Annotated in this window: 12 protein-coding genes and 1 pseudogene; 4 read left to right on the top strand and 9 right to left on the bottom strand. The window is 61.4% G+C overall.

The features are described from left to right. Positions 1–172: 172 nt before the first annotated feature. From HFX_RS07835 to glpA, 3 genes are read right to left on the bottom strand one after another with little or no spacing between them, the layout of a single operon-like run. Entirely contained in the window at positions 173–1,483 is a 1,311-nt protein-coding gene (locus HFX_RS07835; protein ID WP_004056854.1) for an anaerobic glycerol-3-phosphate dehydrogenase subunit C, read from the bottom strand. After that, on the bottom strand, positions 1,480–2,748 hold the full coding sequence (glpB, locus tag HFX_RS07830; RefSeq protein WP_004056855.1) for a glycerol-3-phosphate dehydrogenase subunit GlpB: 1,269 nt from the start codon (positions 2,746–2,748) through the stop codon (positions 1,480–1,482). The genes HFX_RS07835 and glpB overlap by 4 nt, the downstream gene beginning before the upstream one ends. Beyond that, positions 2,735–4,507, bottom strand: a complete 1,773-nt coding sequence (gene glpA, locus HFX_RS07825) for an anaerobic glycerol-3-phosphate dehydrogenase subunit GlpA (RefSeq protein WP_004056856.1) — start codon at positions 4,505–4,507, stop codon at positions 2,735–2,737. The genes glpB and glpA overlap by 14 nt, the downstream gene beginning before the upstream one ends. A gap of 357 nt (positions 4,508–4,864) precedes the next feature. On the opposite strand from glpA, the gene HFX_RS07820 reads away from it, so the two are divergent. Further along, on the top strand, positions 4,865–6,037 hold the full coding sequence (locus HFX_RS07820; protein ID WP_004056857.1) for a Cdc6/Cdc18 family protein: 1,173 nt from the start codon (positions 4,865–4,867) through the stop codon (positions 6,035–6,037). A 76-nt stretch (positions 6,038–6,113) separates the two neighbouring features. Then, entirely contained in the window at positions 6,114–6,782 is a 669-nt protein-coding gene (locus tag HFX_RS07815; RefSeq protein WP_004056858.1) for a phosphoglycolate phosphatase, read from the top strand. A 93-nt stretch (positions 6,783–6,875) separates the two neighbouring features. Here HFX_RS07815 and cutA read toward each other — a convergent pair. Then, positions 6,876–7,028 (bottom strand): annotated as a pseudogene (gene cutA / locus HFX_RS07810) (divalent cation tolerance protein CutA); the annotation flags it as partial. A gap of 55 nt (positions 7,029–7,083) precedes the next feature. Continuing rightward, positions 7,084–7,272, bottom strand: coding sequence for an HEWD family protein (locus HFX_RS07805; protein WP_004056860.1), 189 nt, complete (start codon positions 7,270–7,272; stop codon positions 7,084–7,086). Positions 7,273–7,424: 152 nt separating this feature from the next. Between HFX_RS07805 and HFX_RS07800 the strand changes: the two genes are divergently transcribed. Further along, complete coding sequence (locus HFX_RS07800) at positions 7,425–7,979, top strand: class I SAM-dependent methyltransferase (RefSeq protein ID WP_004056861.1); 555 nt, start codon at positions 7,425–7,427, stop codon at positions 7,977–7,979. Positions 7,980–8,123: 144 nt separating this feature from the next. After that, a complete protein-coding gene (locus HFX_RS19650; RefSeq protein WP_137685670.1) occupies positions 8,124–8,279 on the top strand; it encodes a rubrerythrin-like domain-containing protein in 156 nt (51 codons plus the stop codon). Positions 8,280–8,345: 66 nt separating this feature from the next. Here HFX_RS19650 and HFX_RS07795 read toward each other — a convergent pair whose 3' ends face one another. The 4 genes from HFX_RS07795 to HFX_RS07780 all read right to left on the bottom strand — a co-directional run bounded on the left by HFX_RS07795 (position 8,346) and on the right by HFX_RS07780 (position 15,624). Beyond that, positions 8,346–9,314 (bottom strand): DUF368 domain-containing protein, encoded by a 969-nt coding sequence (locus HFX_RS07795; protein WP_004056862.1) that lies wholly within the window; start codon positions 9,312–9,314, stop codon positions 8,346–8,348. A 93-nt stretch (positions 9,315–9,407) separates the two neighbouring features. After that, positions 9,408–12,551: an oligosaccharyl transferase, archaeosortase A system-associated gene (locus HFX_RS07790; protein WP_004056863.1), complete on the bottom strand. Its 3,144-nt coding sequence runs from the start codon at positions 12,549–12,551 to the stop codon at positions 9,408–9,410. A gap of 65 nt (positions 12,552–12,616) precedes the next feature. Then, complete coding sequence (locus HFX_RS07785) at positions 12,617–14,080, bottom strand: lipopolysaccharide biosynthesis protein (protein WP_004056864.1); 1,464 nt, start codon at positions 14,078–14,080, stop codon at positions 12,617–12,619. Continuing rightward, on the bottom strand, positions 14,077–15,624 hold the full coding sequence (locus HFX_RS07780) for an alkaline phosphatase family protein (protein WP_004056865.1): 1,548 nt from the start codon (positions 15,622–15,624) through the stop codon (positions 14,077–14,079). The genes HFX_RS07785 and HFX_RS07780 overlap by 4 nt, the downstream gene beginning before the upstream one ends. Positions 15,625–15,652 lie beyond the last annotated feature (28 nt).

Here is a 15,652-nt window from a genome sequence, read left to right as displayed (position 1 = left end):
TTCGTCACTGACGAACTAGATCAGTCGTAACAGAAACTATTCTACCGGTTTATCGAGTTTTCAGCGGATTTTGTGTATGTATGTCGTTGTGCGCCTGCTGACTCGAACTGGACGCAAGGTCGATAGCGGCGGCGACTGCCAACCGCTTTGGGTGCGCGCTCTCCTGCGCGTCTCAGACTAACGCTTCTTCGAGGAGCTGCAGCGGGTGCTTGATGTCGTAGCCCGTGCCGTGTTCCATCTGCATCGAACACGTCGGACACTCGGTCATCCCGACGTCGCCTTGGGCGTGCTCCATGTGGTCGAACATGTCGGCAGCGATTTGCATCGACTTGTCGTATTTCTCTTCCTTCCAGCCGTAGGTACCGGAGATGCCGGAACAGGAGTCGCCCACGTCCTCGATTTCGACGCCGTCGAGTTCACGGAACAGTTCGACTGACTGCCGGTCGAGACCCTGATTGCGGGCGTGACACGGCGCGTGGTAGGCGAACGACTGGTCGTCGACGGACACTTCTCGAAGCTCGTCTTCGAGGTTCTCGTGGATGCGGAGGTATTCGAGCGCCTCGTAGGTGTGTTCGGATACGTCTTTGATGCCGTCGATGTCGAACAGTTCGGGGTACTCCTGGCGGAGCGACATCGAACACGAGGTACACGACGCGATGACATCGTAGCCCTCGTTGAGCAGGCCGGAGAAGTTCTCGACGTTGATACCGGCGGCGCGTTTTGCGTCCTCCAACATCCCGTTTGCGAACATCGGCGTCCCGGAACAGCGCTGCTTGGGGACGACGACTTCGTAGCCGAACGACTCGAAGACGCGCACCATCGCCTTGCCGACTTCGGGCGTGTTGTAGTTGGAGTAACAGCCGTGGAAGTAGGCGACGCGCTTTTCTTCGGAGCGGACCTTCGGGCCGCCGCGTTCGTTCCACCACTCGCGGAACGTCTGCGTGGCGAACGCGGGGAAGTCACGTTCGGACGTAATACCGAGCACTTTCTCGTTGACCATCTGGACGAGCGAGTTCCCCATCATGGCGTTCGTCAGGCGGGGGAACATACTGCCCAGTTGGGCGAGCGTCCCGTAGTTGGCGAGGATGCGGTTGCGGATGTACTCCCGCGAGAGTTTGTCCATCTCCTTTTCGACGTACTCGCCGCGGGCCGTGTTGTGCATCTGGCTGAGCGGGACGCCCGACGGACAGGCGTCGTCACAGCGCATGCAGTTCGAACACGACATGATGGAGTCGTCGACGGGTTCGTCGTCTTTGCGCTTGAGACGCCACTGTTCCGGGCCTTGGAACTTCGGACCGGGGAACTCGTCGTCGACTTCCGCGACCGGACAGGACACGTCACAGGCGGTGCACTTGTAACAGTTGTCCGCGCCGGGTCGGAGGTCCATGTCGGTGCTCTCGGGGAACACCTCGACCGCTTCGAAGTCGTCTGTCTGTGCGCCGGGGTTGAGGTTCGGATTTGTCGGTGACTCTGCGTCGCTCATTGGGTTGCCTCCTCTCCCGCGAGGCGTCCGGCGACCGCGCCGGTCGAAAGCGAGACGCCGCTCGCGGATTTTTCGCGTGCGATGTCGGCGCCGCCGACGACGCCGCCCGCCGCACGCAGGTTCTCGAACTGTACCGCTCCGTCTTCGTCGGTCGGGCGCAGTTCGTCGTCGGGGACGACGCCGAAGCGCGCGAATGCGTGACTTCCGAACGCTTCGGGTTCGGACCACTCATAGCGGTCCTCGGGGTGCGGAATGTGGCACCCGAAGACGGGTTCGGTGATGTGTTCGCGGTCCGAATCGATTCCCTTCCCGACGAGTCCGCCCGTCGCGAGGACGATTTGGTCGGCCTCGTAGGGCGTTCGGCGGCTTTTCTGGTCGACGATGACCGTCTCGATACGCCCGTCTTCGGCCTCGAAATCGACCGCCGGGTTGCCAGCGGAGATGCGGACGCCCGCTTCGTCGAGGGCGTCGAACAGCATATCTTCGAGTTTGAGACCGAGGAGACTCGGCGGGCCGGTCGGGACTTCGAAGACGGGCACGCCGAGTCGGTCTGCGAGTTCGTCGCGGACCTCGTCGTCGTGGTCGTCGCCGAGCATCGCCGGGAACCCGACGCGAGTCTCGCCGTCCAGTTCGGCGTCGATGGCGTCGGCGAGGACGGACCGAGCCGTTCCGCCATCTACGGACTCGTCGCGGTCAAGCGCCTTTGCGAAGCGCGTTACCTTCGCGTCGGAGCGGAACGATTTGGGGAACTCAAGGGTAACGCCGCGGACCGAGAACGGAACGCCAGCGGCCGTGAGGTGGTCGGCCGCGACGGGGGCGTCGAAGTCAGTCAGGTTCTCGAACCCGACGAGGAGCATGTCGCCGGACGAACTGGCGAGACCGGGTGCGACCGACTCGGGGTAGCGAGCAGTTGGCTTCACCGCGCCGCCGTGGGTCATGACGAGCGCGTTCGTGTCCGTGTGACCGCCCTGATAGGCGTCGCCGACAGCCTCATCGAAGAGGCGAAGTCCGTCGCGAATGCCGTCTTCGCCGACGATGTGGTACGGGTGGTCTTCGGGGAGTGCGTCGAGACCGGCGTAGGGGTCCGAGAATGGACCCTCGTCGCCAGCGTAGCCGAGCACGTCCACGAGACCGCTGGCCTGCCGGAGCGTACTCTTCTTGTGTGCGAGAAGTCGGACGCGAGCACCCGTCTCTGCGGCCGAGAGCGCGGCCGTACAGGCGGCGATACCGCCGCCGATGACGAGCACGTCGTCAGTTATCGCCATTGGCACCTCCTTCGTCGTCGGCAGCTACACGACCGCCGTCGGCGACAGCGCCGCCGGATGTGGAATCCGACGTGTTCCCTCCGTCGGAGGGACTGCCGTCGTCGAACGCCGCGAAGTCGAGGTCCGTCTCGGCTGTCGCGGGGTCTTCGTCGCGGTTCATCGTCGTCGCGTGGAGCATGTGCTTGAGCGCGGCCTGCGAGAGTTGTTCGCCCCACATGGCGTGGCGTTCGCCCTTCCAGCGCTCCTGATAGAGGTCGTCGAGCGAGGAACGGACGATTGCTTCGTCGTATTCGGGGGCGAGTTCGTTCGCCATCCGGTGACAACAGATTGCACCCTGACAGTTGCCCATCGAGGCGCGCGTCTGAATGCGGACGGAGTTGAGGTCCGTGCCCGCGGTGTCCAGTGCGTCCTGAATCTCGGCGCGAGTGACGGCCTCGCACTCACAGACGACCGGGTTCGGGTCGATGCTGTTGAGCACGTCGTCGGCGCGCGAGCCGAGTCGCTGGACCGAGCGACGGCCAATCGGCGAGCGCAGGCCGAAGTCGTCCATGTAGTCACGAAGGACGGAGAAGTCCTCGCTGCCCGGAAGCGGCACGTCGGCGGTGCGGCACTCGGCTTCGACGTCGAGTTTTTCGCAGACGTGGTCGGAAATCTTCTCGGCCATCATCCGGTAGGTCGTGAGTTTCCCGCCGACGATGCTCGTCATGCCCGGCAGGTCGTCGCGGTCGGCGTGGTCGAGAAGGAAGAACTCGCGCGTGATGTCCGTCGGGTCCTCCGTGCCCGTTCCCGGCGGCTCGTACAGCGGGCGGACGCCCCAGAACGACCGAATCGTCCGCGCGTCTTCCAGCATCGGCACGAGTTCCGAGAGCGTCTCTATCATCAGGTCGACTTCCCAGCCTTCTTCGGGGTAGTCTTCGGGGTCTTCGACCTCTTCGTCCGTCGTCCCGAGAATACACGTCGTCTCGTGGGGTACGATGATGTCCGCGTCACCCTTCGGTCGGCAGCGGTTGACGACCGTGTCGACCTGTCGGGTGTTCATGATGGTCATGACACCCTTCGATGGCCGGACTTCGACGTCGACGCCGGCGAAATCGCCAATCTGACCTGCCCATGCACCGGTCGCGTTGACGACGTAGTCGGCGTATATCTCTTCGACTTCGCCGGGGTTCCCGTGAACGTATGGTCCGGTCCCAGTTTGGTGGGTCACTTCGACGCCGACGACTTCGCCGTCTTCGACCAGCACGTCCGTGACTTCCGAGTGCGTCTCGACGCGCGCGCCGTGTTCGACGGCGCTCGCGGCGTTCGCCACGCAGAGCCGGAACGGGTCGACTGCGCCGTCAGGGACCTTGATGGCGCGTTTGATGTCCTTCGCGAGGTACGGCTCCATCTCGCGGGCCTCTTCGGGTGAGAGGACTTCGGCGGGGATGCCGCACTCGCGGCAGCCCTCTAACTTCTTCTGGAAGTACTCGTCGGAGTCTTCGGGGCGCTGGACGAACAGCCCGCCCGTCATCTCGACGCAGTGTCCCGCGATTCGTCGCAGGACGCGATTTTCCACGATACACTCCTTGGCCGATGCCTGGTCGGACACCGCGTACCGTCCTCCACTGTGGAGGAGCCCGTGCATCCGCCCCGTCGTCCCATGTGTGAGGTTCCCCTTCTCGACGAGGGTCACGTCCAGCCCGCGCATCGCGAGGTCCCGTGCGATGCCCGTACCAGTCGACCCCCCGCCAATGACGAGGACGCTCGGCGATTTATTCATCTGTCTTTCGTGAGGTAGGACCGACGGCACTTTATTTTACCTTCACTCATCTTACCCTCGATTTGTCTCAGTACTCGGACCACTTTCGACGGGTGGTTGCCAACGTACCGCCCGTAGAATACCGTATATTGGCGTTTGTAAACCGATTTGAAAGGCCGAATATAATTCAAAATTATTGTTCATATTAGTTACGGGCAATTGCTCACCACGCGTATTTAGGAACCTCTCAACTGTCTTTGAAATGACGATATTCGGGAGAAATCGTGTTCTATGTTCTCATCAAACATGCTTAAACGTGATAGTAGTTCGGTTTTTATTCGTGCACCGGATATCGTTGAGACGAGACACACCTACGTCATGCGACTCGAAGACAGAATCACCCGACGGCGGCAACGTGGCGGAACAAGACGTCGCCTCGTTCGAGACCTGAGTGCGTTAGACCCGACTGCCCACCCGGACGAACCGACGGGTCGCGGCCCAACACTCGAGCGGATTCTCGACCACCTCGACCCGATTTTCGACGGTGACCTTCCGCCGAACGCCCACATTTACGGTCCCAAAGGGGCAGGAAAGTCCGCCGTCGTGACGACGCTCTTCGAACATCTCTCGCGCGTCGTCCCATCCCAGCAGTCGGTCATCTATACGACCACCCGTACTGCCGGGGCACCCACGACTTCGTTCGCGTATATCGACGCCCGCGATGCATCAACTGAGTTCGCGCTCCTCCATGCGACCCTCGATGCGCTGTCCGAAGAATCAATCCCGTCGCAAGGGGTCGGCGTCGAGGCGTTGCGCGACCGACTCGCGAGGCGGGTCTCTTACGACGAACGCGCGGTCGTCGCAGTCGACCACGTTGGCGAGCCGGAGACGTACGAAGCGATGACGGCCATCGAAGCCCTCGAAGCGGTGTCACCGAATTTCTCGGTTCTCACAGTCGGTCGAACACCGCTCGACGGCGAAACCGCTGAGCGAATCCAGTCGGTCTCGGTTCCGAAATACGAGCGACACAGCCTCGTCGACATCCTCGTCGCGCGTGCTTCCGATGGCGTCGCGCGCAACGCGCTCACTCACGAGGTGACGAGCAACGTTGCCGCGTGGGCTGACGGGGACGCCCACGACGCGCTTTCGGCGCTGTACGGTGCGACCACGTTGGCGGCGACAGACGGTGCGGACACCATCGGTGCCGAGTACGTCGACGCCGGTATGGACGCGGTTCCGGAGGATGGTTGCTCGCTGGGTCGCGTCTTCGCCCTCCCGGACAGTCGCCATCACGTGCTTCGGGCGTTCGTCGAACTCGACGACGAGGACACAGCGTCGGTCTCGGCGGCGACGGAGGCAATCGCATCGACACCGACCGTGTCGCTGTCGGAAGCGACTATCAGACGCGTTCTCTACGAACTTTCGGACCTCGGAATCGTTCGCCGCGTCTCCGAGCGCGACTCGACGGATGGGCCGGGCCGTCCGGCGACGCGTCCCATCCCGAACTTTTCGACGTTGGCGTTCCGCGGACTCATCGATACGAATCACTGAACTCCGAGGAACCCGAGTGTCGACACTTCCTACTTTCGACCGCTGACTCTTTTTCCCCGCTCTCTAAACCACGGGTATGGTTCCACCGCTGGTACTCGATATCGACGGGACGCTCACCGACGCACAGAGTCGACTCGACCCCCGAGCCTTCGACGTGCTCCCGTCGTGGGACGCGCCCGTCATTCTCGCCACCGGCAAGGCCTTTCCCTACCCGGTCTCCCTGTGTCACTACCTCGGACTTCCCGAAACCGTCATCGCCGAAAACGGCGGGGTCGTCCTCGTCGACGGCGAGGTAACCTACGCGGGCAACCGCGAGGCCGCACAAGCCGTCGCCGACGAGTTCGTCGCTCGCGGCGGCGACCTCGGATGGGGTACCGCCGACACCGTCAACCGCTGGCGCGAGACCGAAATCGCCGTCAGCCTCGACGCTGACGAGGCACTCCTGAGAGATGTCGCGGACGCGTTCGACCTCGAAGTCATCGACACGGGATTCGCCTACCACGTCAAATCACACGGCGTCGAGAAGGGTGTCGGTCTCGAACACGTCTGTGAGACGATAGACTACGACCCCGAGGACTTCGTCGCCATCGGCGACAGCGAGAACGACGCCTCGACGTTCCGCGTCGTGGGGCAATCTTACGCCGTCGCCAACGCCGACGAGGTAGCCAAAGCAGCGGCCGACGAGGTACTGGAGGAATCGTACATGGACGGCACGTATTCGGTGCTCGACGCGCTTCGAGAATAGTCGGTTTCGACGCCGGAGTCGGTCTTACGTCGGTCTTACTGTACTTCACCTTCGACCCACGCGGCGTACGCGTCGAGGACGTGTGCCTCGTCGAATCGTCTCTTCGTCGTCGTGTACGTCTCCGTCCCAGCGGTAAACCGAGTCGCAGGAAACGCGATTCACGCAGGCTGCGAGTCGCTCTTCGACGAGCGTCCGAGCGAGTTCGTCCGCCGACGAGGGCGGTGCAGTGATGTAGACTGTCGGCATCTCAAATACGCTTCAGGTATTCGGGAACCTTCAGGGCTTTCAGACCCGCTTCAGTTCAGGCTGGCTCTTCGAAGGGTGCAAAGCGGCCGTTGATATCCCACTCGTGGATGCAGTACGGACTGCCCACCTGTTTTTCGCCGTCTTCGGATGCGACGACCCACGTCGCCGCATCCTCGTCCCAGCGTTCTACCCGACCGCAGCGCTCGCAAGCGCGTCGCGTGGGCCGTCGAAGTTGGGGTTCCATACGTGAACGACTGTCCGCCGGAGCAAAAAAGCCCATCGTCGACGGCAGATTCACGGTCCGAGAAACGGAACCCGTCGCTGGTGTTGTGCATAAAACGAACACATGACCTCCGCAACCGATGGGACTTACCGGTCTCCGACCCGAGGGAAGCTATGGGCTTTCACACCTTCGACATCGACGCGGCGGCCAAACTCGACGACCCCGAGAGATACCGGTTCGTCTCTCGCGAAGAGCTGCTGTCGCACTTGGGGCCGTCCCCGGAGAGCGCCATCGCCGACCTCGGGAGCGGGACCGGATTCTTCACCGACGACGTGGCCCCATACGTCGGAACGCTGTACGCTGTCGACGTACAGGAGGAAATGCACGACTTCTACCGCGAGAAGGGGGCACCAGAGAACGTCGAGTTCGTCACCGCCGACGTTGCGAGCCTTCCGTTCGACGATGAAGACCTCGATGCAGCGTTTTCGACCATGACGTACCACGAGTTTGCGACCGACGAATCACTGGCCGAACTCGCGCGAGTCGTCCGGCCGGGCGGCACCGTGGTTGTGGTCGATTGGTCCACGTCTGGTGAAGGGAAGGCAGGGCCACCTGTCGACGAACGATTCGGACTCGGTGATGCCACGGACGCTCTCGAATCGGTCGGATTCACCGTTACACACGGTGAGACGCGACACGAGACGTTTATCTGCGTCGCCCGTCGGTGAATGACCCAATAATATTAAAGTATGGTCTTTCAGTAGGTTATTAGCCAACTTATATACGGGAATAGTTGGTATGGTTTTGGATTATAAACTAATATTGTGTGTTTCAGGGAAACATTTACAAACTGTGGTATGTTATCCATTGACATGCCAGTGCATAATTCAGTGATAGACGACTATCACGCGACAGAGGGCTACTACGAGTGCCGTTCGTGCCGGACACGAACGGTCAGTGAGACGCACCTGCCGATGTGCCCCAATTGTGGTGGTTCTGTCCGGAATATCGCCGTCGCGCGCGAGTGAGGAGTTATAGTCCACGAGTGACGTGGGCCTGCCTTCTCGAACCACGTTTTCAGCTGTTTCGACGTTCTATGACTCGATGGCGTCCGTGTAGTGGTCGACGATGAGCACGAACGCCGCCCCGACAACCGCTGAAACGGCGAAGAGGATGAAGAGTTCTGTCGTCCAGGATTGCCCCGACTTGGTGAGTTCTTCGGTACTTTTTACGACGGGTGCGCGGAGCGCACCGACGATGAGACTCACGAGGAACGCGAGGGTTGCACGGCGGTAGTGTTCGAGGGCCCAGCGGACGGCGTGTGCGATGGTGAACAGGCCGACGACCGCGCCGGTCATGAACGTGGCGACGACGGTACCCGATTCGACGACGGTAGAGACCGAACCGCCGTTGACGACGTTGATGAGGCTGTCGATGAACGAGTTGAGCATCCCGTTCATGTACTTGTACTGGCCGAGAATCAACAGGATGAGCGACCCGGAGACGCCGGGAAGAATCATCGCGCTGACGGCGATGGCTCCGGCGATTGCTATCGCGGGAAGCGAGTGGCCGAACGCGTTTCCGGCGGTACCCGAAGCAACGAACGCGACGGTGAATCCGGCTACTGCGGCCGTGATTTGACGCGGCCCGTCGAGGGAGACTTGCGCGTACAGGACGACCGCCGACGCCGCGATGAGGCCGAAGAAGAACCCGAACGTCGGCACCGGCTGTTGCTCGATGGCGATTTCGAGGACCCGCATGATAGTGACGATGGCGGTTGCGATACCCGCACCGAGGGTAAGGAGGAACCCGATGTCGACCTCGCGCATCGCCGCAATCGCATCGTCTCGGTTCCCGGGGACGACACCGGCGAGTACTCGCTTAATTCGCCCTGGTGTGATAGACGTCACGGCACCAATCAGCCGCTCGTAGATGCCGGTAATGAGCGCGATGGTACCGCCAGAGACGCCGGGAACGGCGTCTGCGGCTCCCATACTGACACCTTTTAGATAGACGACGAGCCACGAAAAGAGAGCAGGACGCTCGTCAGAGTGCTTCGACATTTCGTTGTCAACTTCTCTTCGGCGAAGAATATCAGTCCACCGTTATCCGAAGTGAGACTGCGAAAAAATGGTCGAGTCGTCTTCGTCCGGCCTTTACGCGGCGACAGCCGGAACCGAACCGGCGTCGATGGACGCGGACGTCGACTCGTTCGTTTCTGCGTCGTCCGAACTCGAATCGTCCGAGGACGACTCGTTCAGCGTAATCTCCTGTTCGGTCTGTTCGAGGGAGACCTGTACGGTGCCGTCTTCAGCACCGTTGACGAGGCCTTCCTCGACGGAGACGTTCGTTGCTTGGTAGGTGACGAAGGTGTTGTTCCCTTCGAACGACGTGGGTCCGGTGAAGGTGTAGTCGTCCACTGCACGGACGCTGACGTTCGTGTACCCGTTGTCCGGACCGTAGTCGTCGTAGCCCGTCGTGGAGTACGGCAGCGTCATGGTGAACTCACCGTTCGCGTCGGTCTGCGCCTGCTGCGTGTAGTTGAACGTCGTCCCCGAGACGGGGTCGCGCATCTCGACACGTGCAGTCACCGTCGCGTTGGCCGGGGCACCGTCGCCTTCGACCGTTGCACCGGGGACACGCTCGAACGTCTTGACCCACGCGGGGTTGTTTCCGAGGAGTGCCCGTGGCTGGATGCCGTAGGTTCTGCCCGCGCTGGCAATCGAGTTGTAGTACGACTGAGAGCGTAGCGCCGTACTGTTCGACGACTTCACCAGACGGTAGTGTTCGAGGGCGGCGACGCGTTCCTCAGGGAACGCACCGAGACCGCCAATCTGGGAGGTCGTGTCGTTTGCGACGTACGCCTTTGCGGCGTCCATAGTCCTGAACGACTTAACCGGCTTGTTGTCCGACGGCGTCACCTTGAACGTGGTAGACCCATCCCGAGAGGTACGCTCTTCCCAGTCGACAACGATTGGCGATGGGTTGCGGGCGCTCCCGTGGTACTCGTAGAGGCGCACCATCAGGCTCTCGTAGTAGCGCTGGTCTTTGAGAGTCGTCGAGGAGACAAGTCGCTCCTGTCCGTCTTGCCGCTGGAGACCGTAGTACGCGCTGTAGAAGTCGCTCGAGCTGACGTTCTGCTTGTTGTAGAAGATGGTGGGTGCACCGAACTTCGAGTCGGTCGAGGCCATCTGCCAGTCGACCATCACGTAGCGGGTCTCGTTACCCTCCTCGCTCTGTTCTGCGAGGACGTTGGATGCCTGCGTTTCGTTCGGCGCGAGGAGGAAGTTCGCCGCCTCCTTTGCGCCCTGCTGGAACGGGTTGGCGTTCGGGATTCGCTCACCGAGGACCGTAATCCAGTGACCGTAGTCCCACCACGACATGACGCCGTAGGTTCCGTCCGCGTACTCGAAGTCGTTCGTCGCCTTGTACGTTCCGTAGTACTCCATCTCGTTGGATGCGCCGCCGAACTCACCCTCTTCGGGGGTGTTGTTCTGCATCCAATCGAAGGTGCTCTGCCACTGCGTAACCCCGCCGGGGCCACTCCGCGCCGACTCCAGTGCGTTACTGCTGGTTCCGGCGTTCCCGAGTTGAATCGGAACCATGAGAACCGGCGTGAGGATGAGGAGCAGCGCAACCGCAACGACAGCGACCGTTCCGAGAGAGACGTTTTCGAGGCGGTCCACATCGGCGAGGCCGATGACATCGAACGAGAGAATCTCGCGGAGCAGGTACGCGTTCATCACCGCAACCACGACTGCGAGGTAGTAGTTGAAACGAACCTGCGTGAAGGCGGCGGACGTGATGATGGCCGCCCAGACGAGAACGAAGAGATGTTCGCTCTCGTAGTCTGCCTGCAGCACCGCACCGACGATAATCGCCGTGACGATGGCGAGGCTAATGAGTGCGGAATCGATACCGACGAGTCCGCCGATTCCGGCGGGGATAGCCGGAGCCAAGAAGATGAGTCCGATGACTGCCAGACTACCGAAGACGTATCCGACCTTGCGGGTATCGCCCTCACTGACGAGCGGTTTGCCGACGAGCCAAATCGCACCGACAAGTCCGGTGAAGAACGTGAACCCGTACTCGGACATGATGCGTTCGGCTGCCGTCATACCCGTCCGTTGTAGCGTGCTCGATGAGAGGAACGGCTGTGCCTCACCGATAGTTCGCGTCGCCGCACCGGCGCTGAAACCGACGGTGCGGAGGAAGTTCCGCGCGATGCTGTTGAATGCGTCGGGGAGGACGACGGAAATCAGGACGATACCGGCGACCGCCAGTCCGCCGACGGCGACTGGGTAGCCGCGGTCGTCAACGTCGTTGTTCTCCCAGAAGCGAGCCAGTGCGGCGAGGAAGACAGCGCCCAGTGCGATGACGAACGACACGACAGGCTGGAGCAGACTGAAGCTCGTCGCGCTGAAGGACATCTCGTGCAGCGGGACGAACATCAAGAGTCCCGTCACGCCGAGCGAAACCGCACCGACGAACGCGACGTGTTCCGGAGACCGGCCGCGGACGTAGTCCGCGACCATCTGCAGGACCAAGAAGAGACCGAAGATACCGACGAGGAGCACACCCGGCGGCCACGACCACATATAGATAGCCATGGCGACGCCTGCGAGTGCCGACCAAATCAGTGTCGAACGGAGGGCATCGAAGTCGCGGGCGGCGACGAGTTCCCAGACCGGCTTCTCGCGGTTCGCAACTGTGAGGGCAATCATGACCGTCACGACGGCGAAGCCCTGGAAGAACGGCTCTGCGATGTTGTGGTCCGCGAAGCCGACGAGACCACGCCGGAGGAACGTCCCCGGAAGCAGCGCCAGAATGAGAACGCCGAAGAGACCGCCGGTGCGGCCGCCGAGACGGCGTCCAATCAGGAACGTCGGGATGGCGACCAGCGTACCGAAGACTGCCGGTGCAACGAGCAGCGTCTTCGCGACGAGGTCAGGGGATGGACTCCCGAGACCGACGACGAGGGCTGCGGTTGCGATGATTTGGTCGTAAATCGTCCCGAACTGTCCGACACTCGTCCCGAACGGGAAGTACGTCCACGGGTCGAACGGCATCGTCGATGGCCAGTTTTGGACCGTGTACGTCACCTCGCGAAGGTGATACCAAGCGTCGTTTCCTGAGAAGAGGACTTCACCACCTCTGATGAAGTTACTGTACGACCGAAGACGAAGGGTCAACATACCGACCAGTATCACGAGGAGGGCGGGAACGTGATACCAGTCTTTGGCGAGTTCGAGGACCGACTTTGAGCCGGAGTCCTCGATGCGCTCAGTGTCTGCGCTCATCGCTTCGATGGACTGGGAAAACGCGCATAAGCCTTATGATAGAGACCCTTGCGTCGGACGATAACTCAGGTACGGCCCTCGTAGAGGTCCTTTGCAATCCAGAACACGTCGTTTCGGATGCTCGAACTCGACACGACGAGAAGCGCGAAATAGACGCCCGCCCCCGTCAGAATCACGGTTGTGAGCCGGAGCACGCCCGACGCACCACCGAGAACGGCCGTCAGCGCCGCGGTTGCGAGATACATGGCTCCTGCGGCGAATAACTGTGCCCCGACGTCGGTCAGCGACGAGACGGACGGACGATAGTTTAACGTGCTTGACAGCACGCCCACGCACGCAAGGAAACTAACGGCCGTCGTCCACCCGAGACCAAGCGCACCGAATCGAATCGTGAGCGGGTAGACGAGGACGACGTACGTTCCGATGAGCGCGAGGCTCCCGAGGACGACCGGTCGCGGCTTGTCGATGCCCAAGAAGTAACTGTCGAGCGTCCCGCGGTAGCCGTTGAACAGGTTTGCCAGCGCGAGCGTCGCAATGAGCGCGCTCGCGAGACCTATCTCACCGACGAACGGGATGCCAACCGTTCCCGGGGTAATCTGATAGACCGTTCGTAGAAGGTCGTTTCCGACCACCAGCGCCCCTGCGATGAGCGGAATCGAGAACACGCCGCTGTAGGCAACGACACGGTCGAAGAGTCGCTGAATCTGTTCGTGTCGCTCTTCGGATGTGAGTCTGGAGAACTCGGGGAACGACACCTTCGAAAGAGCGGCCGAAAACAGCATCGACGACTCGGAGATAGTAAACGAGACGCGGTAGATACCCGCCGCACCCGGGCCGAGGAACCGACCGATGACGATGTAGTCCGCCTGCTTGAAGAACTGGCCCGCGAGCGACTGGATATAGGTGTTCTTGGAGAACGACACGAACGTCCAGAGGGTCTCGCGTGTCGGGAGCGCGGGACGAACCCGTGCGAAGCCGAAGTACGCGACGACGAACGTGAGTAGTTGGCCGAGAATCAGTCCCCACAGGAGACCAAGGACTTCGAACCCGGCAACGACGAAGACTGTCTGGAGACCGACGATAGCGACGTACCGCCCGTTCTCTAGCATCCCGCTCAGTGCGACGCGACCTTTTCCTTCGAGAAACGCGCCGGTCACTCTGAACAGACTCCAACTGACGACGCCCAACGGGAGTAACAACGCGGCGTCAACGCCTAACGTCTCGTTTATCGGGGCGCGGAACAGCACCGACACCACCGCCGAAAGCAGGCCGCCGAGGGCGACGATGAACAGCGCGGCGGTAAAGTGGCGCGCCTCGTCGTCGCTCCCGCTGACGAACTTCGTGACCGTGACGAAGATGCCGAACCCGAAGGTGGCCCCCATGAGCATTTGGATGCTCTGGAAGATGGCAAACACCCCGATACCCTCGGCACCGAGTACGCGGGCGAAGTAGATGGTTCCGAGAAAACCGGCGAGTGTGCCGAGGACATTGGTGATGAACCGCTTGGAAACCTCGGCACCGACTTTCATTCGAGATACCCGAGTTCACGGAGCCTATCTTTCACCTCGTCTTCTCCTTCTTCGTCACCCGACAGGCCGCCGCCGGTCACGGCATCGGACCCAGTGAAGTCGTAATATTCCGGCGACCGACCGGCGGGTTCGGAATCGGATGTGAACACGTCGAGGACCGTTCCGGTCGTGAGTTCTGGAATCTCGTAGCCGAGGGTGTGGAGAATCGTCGGCGCGACGTCCGTGATGTGTGCACCTTCGATAGTTCCCGTCTCGAACGACGGACCCGTGGCGAAGAAAATCCCATCGCGGGCGTGCCCGCTCGTATCTACCTCGACGAGCGTCGAGTCGGCATCGAGTCGAGACGAGGCGTGGATTTCCGGTGTCTCGATTATCATCGCGAGGTCGGGCGTGTGGGGACCACCGCGTTCGAGACGTTTGAACGAGACGTCGAGACCGGCATCGGTCGCGCCCCGGTGGAGCGCCGCTTTCGCTTCGTCACAAATCGTCTGAATCTCCGATTCGTCGTCCGAGAGCGCGTACACGAGCGTCGTCTTCTGCCCGATGTCGGCAATGGCCCTGGTTCGGTCGAAGTCGATTCGACCGAGGTTGATGGCATTGTTGAGGCTGAGCGCGTCGCCCGACGGGAGGTCGTTTACGAACTCCTCAGAGACCATCTTCCGGGCGAACGACAGGAGACCAACCTTACCCAGAACGGTGCTAGCGACGTCTTTCAGTCTCCCGAGCGCCGCTTTCGTGCTGTCTCCGGAGTCCGTCAGGTGGACGAATCCCTCGTCGGCGAGTACCTTGTTCGGCATGAATTTGCCGGTGACTTTCTCGAAGCCGTGGTCGCTCATGATGACGATATCTTCGTCATCGTGCCTTTCGAGGAACTCGCTGAGACGTTCGTCAACTCGCTTGTACACCTGCAAGAGTGCGTTGTCGTCCGACACTTCCGTCTCCCAGTAGTGGTGAGCAACGCGGTCTGTCGCCCGAATCAGGCCAACTGCGAGGTCGGGGTCTTCGGACTCGATGAAGTGCTCGAAGCCGGTAAACCGTTTGTCGACGAGTTCGAGACTCAGGTCGACGTAGTCGAGCGACCCCGGAACCTTGTCGTTTCGAAGCTTGTACCCATCGACGAGTTCGGTGAGTTCGTCCCACTTCTCCGGCGGGTGGGAATACTCTTCTTTGTACTCCGGCGCGGCGGCGATAATCGCGCCTTCGATAGCCTGCCACGGGTACGACCCGGGGATGTTGAAGACGACGCTTCGTCCGCCTTGGTCGTCTACCGCGTCCCACATCTTGCCGCGGACGAACTCGTCGTGACTCAAATCGAGTTCGTTGGTGTCGCGGTTGAAGTGGGTAAAGCCGTACATGTCGAACGATTCGGGGTCCCGTCCAGTGGCGAATGCGGGCCACGCGGGGACCGTGATTTCGGGGACTGTACTCTCTAATTCTCCATGGATACTCTCGTCCAGCAATCTGCTGAACGTCGGAAGTGCACCAGCCTCTGCCCAGGGGCGAATAAGAGAGAAGGTGGCACCGTCGAGGCCGAGGACAATCATCGTCCTGTGAGGCGTGTGCGTCGATGAA

Origin of the sequence: Haloferax mediterranei ATCC 33500, assembly GCF_000306765.2 — an archaeon.
Lineage (GTDB): Archaea > Halobacteriota > Halobacteria > Halobacteriales > Haloferacaceae > Haloferax > Haloferax mediterranei.
This window is presented reverse-complemented; position numbering and strand designations above follow the sequence as displayed.

Excerpts from the sequence above, each read along its gene's own strand:
- HFX_RS07835 (WP_004056854.1), bottom strand. The coding sequence starts at position 1,483 with ATGAGCGACGCAGAGTCACCGACAAATCCGAACCTCAACCCCGGCGCA.
- glpB (WP_004056855.1), bottom strand. The coding sequence starts at position 2,748 with ATGGCGATAACTGACGACGTGCTCGTCATCGGCGGCGGTATCGCCGCC.
- glpA (WP_004056856.1), bottom strand. The coding sequence starts at position 4,507 with ATGAATAAATCGCCGAGCGTCCTCGTCATTGGCGGGGGGTCGACTGGT.
- HFX_RS07820 (WP_004056857.1), top strand. The coding sequence starts at position 4,865 with ATGCGACTCGAAGACAGAATCACCCGACGGCGGCAACGTGGCGGAACA.
- HFX_RS07815 (WP_004056858.1), top strand. The coding sequence starts at position 6,114 with ATGGTTCCACCGCTGGTACTCGATATCGACGGGACGCTCACCGACGCA.
- HFX_RS07805 (WP_004056860.1), bottom strand. The coding sequence starts at position 7,272 with ATGGAACCCCAACTTCGACGGCCCACGCGACGCGCTTGCGAGCGCTGC.
- HFX_RS07800 (WP_004056861.1), top strand. The coding sequence starts at position 7,425 with ATGGGCTTTCACACCTTCGACATCGACGCGGCGGCCAAACTCGACGAC.
- HFX_RS19650 (WP_137685670.1), top strand. The coding sequence starts at position 8,124 with ATGCCAGTGCATAATTCAGTGATAGACGACTATCACGCGACAGAGGGC.
- HFX_RS07795 (WP_004056862.1), bottom strand. The coding sequence starts at position 9,314 with ATGTCGAAGCACTCTGACGAGCGTCCTGCTCTCTTTTCGTGGCTCGTC.
- HFX_RS07790 (WP_004056863.1), bottom strand. The coding sequence starts at position 12,551 with ATGAGCGCAGACACTGAGCGCATCGAGGACTCCGGCTCAAAGTCGGTC.
- HFX_RS07785 (WP_004056864.1), bottom strand. The coding sequence starts at position 14,080 with ATGAAAGTCGGTGCCGAGGTTTCCAAGCGGTTCATCACCAATGTCCTC.
- HFX_RS07780 (WP_004056865.1), bottom strand. The coding sequence starts at position 15,624 with ATGATTGTCCTCGGCCTCGACGGTGCCACCTTCTCTCTTATTCGCCCC.